At 36.1% G+C, this 8553-nt stretch carries 7 protein-coding genes; 5 read left to right on the forward strand and 2 right to left on the reverse strand.

The features are described from left to right. Positions 1-21 precede the first annotated feature (21 nt). Both ACSQ6I_RS04790 and ACSQ6I_RS04795 read right to left on the reverse strand, forming a co-directional pair. Positions 22-276, reverse strand: a complete 255-nt coding sequence (locus ACSQ6I_RS04790; protein WP_438889212.1) for a PIN domain-containing protein — start codon at positions 274-276, stop codon at positions 22-24. Next, the gene (locus tag ACSQ6I_RS04795) at positions 273-518 is read right to left on the reverse strand and encodes a hypothetical protein (protein ID WP_438889213.1); all 246 of its coding nucleotides are present in this window, start codon (positions 516-518) and stop codon (positions 273-275) included. Before ACSQ6I_RS04795 ends, ACSQ6I_RS04790 begins: the two co-directional genes overlap by 4 nt. 716 nt (positions 519-1234) lie before the next feature. On the opposite strand from ACSQ6I_RS04795, the gene ACSQ6I_RS04800 reads away from it, so the two are divergent. The 5 genes from ACSQ6I_RS04800 to ACSQ6I_RS04820 all read left to right on the forward strand — a co-directional run bounded on the left by ACSQ6I_RS04800 (position 1235) and on the right by ACSQ6I_RS04820 (position 8552). Beyond that, a complete protein-coding gene (locus ACSQ6I_RS04800) occupies positions 1235-2314 on the forward strand; it encodes an Hpt domain-containing protein (protein WP_438889214.1) in 1080 nt (359 codons plus the stop codon). 605 nt (positions 2315-2919) lie between these two features. Beyond that, on the forward strand, positions 2920-5550 hold the full coding sequence (locus tag ACSQ6I_RS04805) for a DNA polymerase III subunit alpha (protein ID WP_438889215.1): 2631 nt from the start codon (positions 2920-2922) through the stop codon (positions 5548-5550). Positions 5551-5753: 203 nt separating this feature from the next. Then, the gene (locus tag ACSQ6I_RS04810; protein ID WP_438889227.1) at positions 5754-6629 is read left to right on the forward strand and encodes a sulfurtransferase; all 876 of its coding nucleotides are present in this window, start codon (positions 5754-5756) and stop codon (positions 6627-6629) included. A gap of 196 nt (positions 6630-6825) precedes the next feature. Then, positions 6826-7572, forward strand: a complete 747-nt coding sequence (locus ACSQ6I_RS04815; RefSeq protein ID WP_438889216.1) for a DsbA family protein — start codon at positions 6826-6828, stop codon at positions 7570-7572. A 275-nt stretch (positions 7573-7847) separates the two neighbouring features. Next, a complete protein-coding gene (locus ACSQ6I_RS04820) occupies positions 7848-8552 on the forward strand; it encodes a CAP domain-containing protein (RefSeq protein ID WP_438889217.1) in 705 nt (234 codons plus the stop codon). Position 8553: the final 1 nt, after the last annotated feature.

An 8553-nucleotide genomic window follows, 5' to 3' on the forward strand; every position in this document is an offset into this window, starting at 1 on the left:
GTTTTAACTCCTAATTTCACTCTAAATAATACTTGCAACATTAGCTGTATCTATATCAAGCGGTAAAATCTCGCTGCTATTGGCAAGAATTTTAAATTGCTGCAAAAGATTTTTAGCATCTTTGTACAGCAATCCACTTTTAATTTCGTAGTAGGTAAGAACCGAAAAAGTTAGATAACTGTGAAATTGTTGATATTCACGGAATTTTTTGACAACTTGTATTTCACCTCGCAGAAAATATGAGAGGATATTAGTATCTAGTAAAGCTTTTTTCACAGATCAATTTGCCTTTGCAAGTCTAGTAATCTTTGTTCTTCAGTCTCATGTTCGAGGTTTTGTAAAAGTAGAGTTTCTTCAGAATTGGCAATACCAGCAAATTGCATAAAATCTATATTTGTTGGATGCAGTAGTTGTTGACGCTGTGCTAATTGCTGGAAAATCAGTTGAGCAATTTCATTCTGTTCATCTTCAGGTAGTTGTGAGACGACAGCATAAGCTTGTTGTAAGAGATTAGTCATAAATTTTTCGTCGTCATTATCAAAAATTTTGGTAAATTGATAAAACTAAATTCATTTTATCACAAACATTTTATCTTTCATAAGAAAACTTGATTCTTTGTTGACTGTAAATATATTTAAATAAAATTGTGTTTTATACTACCGAACTACCTGTTAATGAACGAAGAAAAAATACCTTTGGAGATTCTGTTAAAGTTAAATTTCCACCTCAGCAGTAAGTTACAAATTTTCTTTTTTTAATGCTAATTTTCGTGGAGATTTACCCCAAGTCTTTATCAAGGGGTAAAATTTCGCTGCTATTGGCAAGAATTTCAACTGGATAAAACGATGTAAGCAAACTTCACTCTTTTACGTAGACCATTGATATTTTTTATACTTGACGCGGCATCTTCAAAAACTACACATTCTTTAGCGAAAAGTCCTAACTGCTAGACTGCGAATAGAAATTAATCTGGTTTGGGTTTACTCAGGATATGAATCAAGTTAAAAGTGGGTAGTCTAAACACAGCACCAAATCAAGCCATCCTTTTATGAATCATAACAATTTGTAAATATGATGAAATTTTCCAAATCTGAACTTTTAAATATTCCTGCTTGGAAAAGTGGAGTCCTCTGTTGTAATCATTCAGCAGTCGTTATCCATCAAACCAAGCTATAGAGATATTCTTTAGCTGTTTTTTATCTCCAATACCATAAAAATGCAGCATTGTACAGTTATGAAACCAGAAGAATTTAACAGAATTCTCGGCTACTTCGTTGAAGAATCACAAGAATACCTCAATACAATCTACAAAGGTTTATCCAATTTACAAAATACAATTGATGATCGAGATGAATTAGAAGTAATGTTCCGGGCTACTTTTTGCCTCAAAGGTGCAGCTGGAATGCTAGGATTTACTAGCATGATGAAAATTCTATCTCGTTTAGAAGATTGTCTAAAATTACTGCGTTATCCGATTATTGCCGACGAACCTCTACAATTAATATTTTTAAATATTTACCATGCCCTCAAAAGGTTAATTTTAGAGATTAAAACTTATGAAGGTTTAACAGCAGCGAAAGTAGCTGATATTACTTTTAATATTGATGCTATTTTTACAGTCCTCAATTCCCATTTATTTTTTTTGATTGATAAATCTAATTATAAAACTAAAGTTACCAATTTAGATACCTGCCAAACATGGGGTTATGAAATACCATTAAAACTAATTTTATTAGATACAAAAACGTTTCTATGTAGAACCTTTGCTGATTATTTTGAAGGTTTACCCAATATAGAAATAGTCAATGGCACTTTTGAAGATTTGCCTTTTTTTGATTGCATCGTTACGGCAGCCAGTGCTTTACCTTCTGCTAATAGTATTGAACGTGCAATTCTGAGATTTTTTGGAGAAGATGTCGAAAAACTCTTACAAAAACGCATTCAAGAAGAGTATTTGGGGGATCAACCTATAGGTACATCTTTAATTGTGGAAACTAATCATCCTTTACACCCATTTATTGCTCATACTCCTACTTTGAGAATGCAGGTGTCTATGGCTGGTAATGATCATGTTTATCAAGGTTTGTGGGCAACTTTGTTAGCCATTCGCCAACATAATAGATTGTACTGTAATTGTTTACAAAAACAAATTACTACAGTTGCCCTTCCTGGTTTGGGTACTAGTCCTGGTAGTGTTCCTGTTGATGAAGTGGCTAGACAAATGTCTATGGCATATCAAAATTTTCTTTTCAGTCTTCCACCGTTCCAGAATTCCTGCCAGAGAGAATTTCAGAGTTTGCTGACAATTACTTAAAATTTGCAAAAGTAAAATTTTCTTAACTTCCGCAATGACCACCAAGACAATTCCAAAATACTGGTTTAATCTTTAAATATAAAGGTATTACTAGTTGACATTTATTAAACGCAATGCCAGCTACTGCCGAAGCTATTTTATAATATTTTGTTCCTCCTATGGCTCCCAAACACACAAAAATTCAATTTCCTCTTTGGCAGTATTTGAATCAGCCCTTATTCAATCATGAGACTAAAGTAATATGGAGTCCACACCGCTTCGCTTTACTTTGGAGAATTGAACTTTTAGAACGTTGCTTGACAAAACATTCTGATGCCAAGGGACCACAACAGCATTAAGTAACAGATGATTGGTGATAACTGATTTTAAGCCTCGTTTATGGAACGGGGCTTTTTGCTATCAAGTAGATTATTGGCTTTTATAAGCGCCAAAGCCTGACTTTGCAGGGTATATTTAAATGAAACTCTGCTAGGATGGGCTTCTTAGCAGTTCAAAGTCAAAATTCTGGGAACAATTTTAGATAAAAACTGTTAGTCTATAAATCTCCTGCGTGGGTGGAGTTAATCGCAAATCTCAACCCTGCTTGACTTGTATTGGAGGTGCTTATGTCTTTTGTTCCTTTGCATATTCATAGTGATTACAGTTTGTTGGATGGGGCCAGTCAGCTACCAGAGTTGGTGGATCAAGCGATCGCACTGGGGATGAAAGCGATCGCACTCACAGATCATGGTGTCATGTATGGTGCCGTAGAATTAATTAAAATCTGCCGCAATAAAAACGTTAAGCCAATTATTGGCAACGAAATGTATATTATTAATGGTGATATTGAAAAACAAGAACGCCGTCCTAAATATCATCAAGTCGTTTTAGCTAAAAATACAAAAGGCTATAAAAACTTAGTTAAATTAACCACAATTTCTCACCTTCAAGGTGTGCAAGGTAAAGGTATTTTTTCCCGTCCTTGTATTAACAAAGATTTACTCAAACAATATCATGAAGGCTTAATAGTCACCAGCGCTTGTTTAGGTGGAGAAATTCCCCAAGCAATTCTTAGTAATCGACCAGATGCAGCCCGGAAAGTTGCTAAATGGTATAAAGAAGTTTTTGGTGAAGATTTTTATTTAGAAATTCAAGACCACGGTTCCCAAGAAGACAGAATTGTTAATGTCGAAATTGTCAAAATTGCACGGGAATTAGGAATTAAATTTATTGCTACCAATGATTCCCATTACATTTCTTGTTTTGACGTAGAAGCCCATGATGCCTTGCTATGTATTCAAACAGGACAGCTAATTAGTGAAGATAAAAGAATGCGATATAGCGGCACCGAATACCTTAAATCTGCCGCAGAAATGCAAATGCTATTTCGTGACCATTTACCCGATGATGTGATTGCCGAATCTATAGCTACAACGGAAGAAGTAGCGGATAAAGTCGAGCCTTACCATATCATGGATGATCCGAAAATTCCTACTCCTCCTATTCCTTCAGGTCACACTCCTGACACTTATGCCGAAGAAATTGCTTGGCAAGGACTTTTAGAAAGATTAAATCGTAAATCACGCAACGAAGTAGATCAGGTTTATAAAGAAAGATTGGAATATGAATTAAAAATGTTGCAAAAAATGGGTTTTTCTACCTATTTTTTAGTAGTGTGGGATTACATCAAATTTGCACGAGATAATAATATTCCCGTGGGTCCAGGTCGGGGTTCAGCGGCTGGTTCTTTGGTTGCTTATGCAATGAGAATTACTAATATTGACCCTGTGCATCATGGTTTATTATTTGAAAGATTTCTGAATCCTGAACGGAAGTCAATGCCTGATATTGACACAGATTTTTGCATTGAACAACGGGATAAAGTGATTGAATATGTAACTGATAAATATGGTGCTGATAGAGTTGCCCAAATTATTACCTTTAACCGTTTAACATCTAAAGCAGTTTTAAAAGATGTCGCTAGAGTGTTAAATGTTCCCTACGGTGACGCTGATAAAATGGCGAAAATGATTCCGGTGGTGCGGGGAAAACCAACTAAACTCAAGGTCATGGTTTCTGATGAAACACCAGCACAAGAGTTTAAAGATAAATATGATAATGACCCCAATGTTCGTCATTGGCTCGATATGGCCATGCGAATTGAAGGTACTAATAAAACTTTTGGTGTCCATGCTGCTGGTGTGGTTATTTCCGCAGAACCTCTTGATGAAATTGTCCCCTTACAACGTAATAATGATGGTTCTGTAATTACCCAGTATTTCATGGAAGATTTGGAATCTTTGGGTTTATTGAAAATGGATTTCTTGGGTTTACGGAACCTGACGCTAATTCAAAAAACCATTGATTTAATTGAAGAAACTAAGGGTTATAAAATTGATCCAGATGAAATTACAGGTCAAGAAAGAAAAGCACAAAAGATATTAGCCAAAGGTGAACATAGCACTTTACCTAAAGATGTCAGCCAAGCTTATGAACTATTAGAATCTGGTGAATTAGAAGGAATATTTCAATTAGAATCTTCAGGAATGAAGCAAATAGTTAGGGATTTGAAACCTTCTAACATTGAAGATATCTCTTCTATTTTAGCACTTTATCGACCAGGCCCATTAGATGCGGGCTTAATTCCAAAGTTTATTAATCGTAAACATGGAAGAGAACAGATTGAATATGAAACAGGCATTTTAGAACCAATCTTAAATGAAACCTATGGAATTATGGTCTATCAAGAGCAAATTATGAAAATTGCTCAGGATATGGCTGGTTATTCTTTAGGACAAGCTGACTTGCTGCGTCGGGCTATGGGTAAAAAGAAAGTTTCTGAAATGGAGAAACAAAAGCAAAATTTTATTGATGGTTCCGCAAAAAATGGTGTAAAACCCCAAGTTGCTGAACATCTATTTGGGGATATGTTGAAGTTTGCCGAATATTGTTTAAGTTATGATACAAAAATTTTAACTGCGGAATATGGTTTTATTCCTATTGGGGAGATTGTAGAAAAGAGAATTGAGTGTAGTATTTTTAGTGTTGATATAAATGGGAATGTTTACACTCAACCTATTGCCCAATGGCATGATAGAGGAATGCAAGAAGTATATGAATATTGTTTAGAAGATGGTTCCAAAATTCGAGCAACTAAAAACCATAAATTTATGACAACTGCGGGGAAAATGTTGCCAATTGATGAGATTTTTGAACGGGATTTGGACTTGTTAAAGGTGGAGGGTTTACCGGAGTAATAACCATTAATTAAGAGGGTGGGGAGACCCCGCCCCTACATGAAAAACTGTACATCATAACAGCAGGAGGTGCTGTAATTCTTCATTTAACTATAAAGGTTACTCCATAACAATCTAGATTTATTCTTCTGTAATTTTAACTCCAAAGTACCACTCTCCAGTGCGTGATAATGCCAAATGGCACAATACAGAAGCATGGAAAAGTGGATACGAAAACTCTCATTTCTCCCCAAGAACTCTCTTCTTTATTGGCAGAAAATTCCTCACAAATTGTAATTGTAGATACGCGAAGTCCAGAAGAATATGCTATCTCGCATATTCCTGGTGCAATCAATATTCGTGCATTTTTTACTTATCTTTTAGATGACTCTTCAGCAGCAGGATTAAAGAAATTACAAGAATATTTTGCTGAAATTATGAGCAAAGTTGGAATATCTGGAACAGAACGGTTAATTGTGTATGAAGATGCTTTAAATAAAGGCTATGGTCAATGTTGTCGAGCGGCTTTTTTACTCAATTATTTGGGTTGCGGTGCGGTATCTATTCTGCACGGGGGATATCAAGGATGGCTTGCTGCTGAATTACCAACTACCAATGAAGTCACTAAAACTGAAAGCAGCATATTTAGATTGCATCCCAACGCGGATATCATGGTGACAAAAGATGAAATGTTACAAGCAATTGATAATCCTGCCATTATCAAATTAGATGTGCGCGATCGCATAGAATGGCAAGGATTGAGTTCTTCTCCCTACAGTCAAGATTTCTGTCCCCGCAAAGGGAGAATCCCTAACTCTATATGGCTAGAATGGCATCTGCTGATGAATTCTGAAGCTCAAATTCCCATGTTTCGCTCACCAGCAGAAATTCTCAAAATCTGTCAGTCTGTGAGTATCACCTCAGATTCTATTGTTTATATTTACTGCTTTAAAGGATCTAGGGCTGCTAATACAGTGATTGCGCTGCAACAGGTAGGAATTCAAGCCAAAAATTATTTTGGTTCTTGGAATGAATGGTCCCGTGATTTCTCATTACCCATTGATAGTCAAATTCTCCAAGTACAAAATCCCACGACCTAGTAGCAAATCAAACTCAGCGAACCTTTGCGCTTCCTCAGCGTTCCTCTGCGTTTAAAGAAGCTTTCAAAAAATACAGCACCGTAGCGATAGCGTTCGCGTAAGCGCGTCCCCTTGGGACTCAGCGCTGCTGCAAGCAGTTCGCACTGACCAAACCTCAGAAATACTAAGATAGTATGGACTTATTTAGTATTGCCCCATGCTTAAAATCTTTCAAAATTTGCGTATCTGGACAATTACCAGCTTACTCTGCTTCAGCCTTAGCTGGTCACTTCCTGCACAAGCTGATACAAAAATCGATCCCCAACTAGAACAGCAAGTATTACAAATTATTCGCAAAAATCCAGAAGTAATTATCGAGACTGTTCAAGCATACCAGCAAGAACAGCAGCAAAAAGTACAGCAAGTCAGACAAGAATTTTTACAGAATTTCCGAACCAATACTAAAGCTGTAATTGGTGATTCTCCTACCACAGGTTCGACTCAATTAAATACTGTGCTGTTAGAATTTTCTGATTTTGAATGTCCATATTGTGCCGAAGCACATAAAAAGCTCAAAGACTTGTTAGTAAAATATCCAAATCAATTTACCTTAGTTTATAAACATTTTCCATTAGTTCAAATTCATGACCAAGCATTACCATCTGCAAAAGCATCTTGGGCAGCATATCAACAAGGTAAATTTTGGGAATATCATGATGCCCTATTTACTAATCAAAAACAACTAGGTGAAACCTTATATTTAGATATTGCTAAAAATCTCAAATTAGATTTGGCGAAATTTAACACCGACCGTAATTTAGCCGATAAAGCAATTAAACAAGACTTACAGATGGCTTATAAACTGGGGCTTTCTGGCACACCTTCTTTGATAATCAATAGCAAGAATGTTTCCGGTCCAATTCAGCTATCAGAAGTTGAAAGTATTTTACAGGGTGGAAAATAGGAAAAAAGTAGAGACGTTTCATGGAACGTCTCTAAGAGGATGTTTAAAAAGTATCAGAATTGATTTAGATCCCCCTAAATCCCCCTTGTTAAGGGGGACTTTGAGAAATTTAGCCCCCCTTACAAAGGGGGGTTGGGGGGATCTACAAGTGTTAGATATCAGACGACAAAGTTTTCAAACATCCTCTACTAAGATTTTTGGGAACCGCATATTTAAATCTCGATGTCTATTTACTAACTACAGGAATTTGTCAAAATAAAATTTTGAGGTAATGAATGAATATTTTTAAACTTTGGATATTGCTCCCTATTACTTTAGTGATTAACTTTTCATATCAATTACTACAATCTAAACAACCTATAAAACCATTGAAAACAGATACCGTAGAAAATGATAATTCAACTTTGTTAGCAAAAGCAAGTTACCTGTCAGCTTTAGAACAAAAAGTAATTGATGAAACTAACAAAGTACGGACAAATCCTCGGTCATACTTACCAATTTTAGAAAATTATCGCCGTCGTTTTGAAGGTAAGAAAGTTAAAGTTTCTGATAATACTTATTTAATCACTCAAGAAGGGGTAAAACCTGTTGATGAAGCGATCTCATTTCTCAAGTCAGTTCGTCCTGTAGGTGCATTAAGCGCATCTAAGGGAATGTCTTTAGGTGCTAGAGATCATATCAAAGATCAAAGTCCAAAAGGTGCGCTAGGTCATGATGGTAGCGATGGTAGCAGTCCCTTTACACGCATTGATCGCTATGGGAAATGGCAAATCACAGCAGCAGAAAACATCAGCTATGGTGTAGACAACGCCCAAGAAATCGTAATGCAGTTAATTATTGATGATGGTGTCCCATCACGGGGTCATCGTACCAATATTTTTAACCCTGCGTTTAAGGTGGCTGGTGTGGCTTTTGGTACTCACAAATCCTATAGAAATATGTGTGTGATTACCTACGCTGGGGGTTATCGAGAAAAATAGT

It is taken from the genome of Anabaena sp. WFMT (assembly GCF_051781005.1).
Lineage (GTDB): Bacteria > Cyanobacteriota > Cyanobacteriia > Cyanobacteriales > Nostocaceae > Anabaena.

Coding starts and splice junctions, on each gene's coding strand:
- ACSQ6I_RS04795 (WP_438889213.1), bottom strand. CDS start 518: ATGACTAATCTCTTACAACAAGCTTATGCTGTCGTCTCACAACTACCT.
- ACSQ6I_RS04800 (WP_438889214.1), top strand. CDS start 1,235: ATGAAACCAGAAGAATTTAACAGAATTCTCGGCTACTTCGTTGAAGAA.
- ACSQ6I_RS04805 (WP_438889215.1), top strand. CDS start 2,920: ATGTCTTTTGTTCCTTTGCATATTCATAGTGATTACAGTTTGTTGGAT.
- ACSQ6I_RS04815 (WP_438889216.1), top strand. CDS start 6,826: ATGCTTAAAATCTTTCAAAATTTGCGTATCTGGACAATTACCAGCTTA.
- ACSQ6I_RS04820 (WP_438889217.1), top strand. CDS start 7,848: ATGAATATTTTTAAACTTTGGATATTGCTCCCTATTACTTTAGTGATT.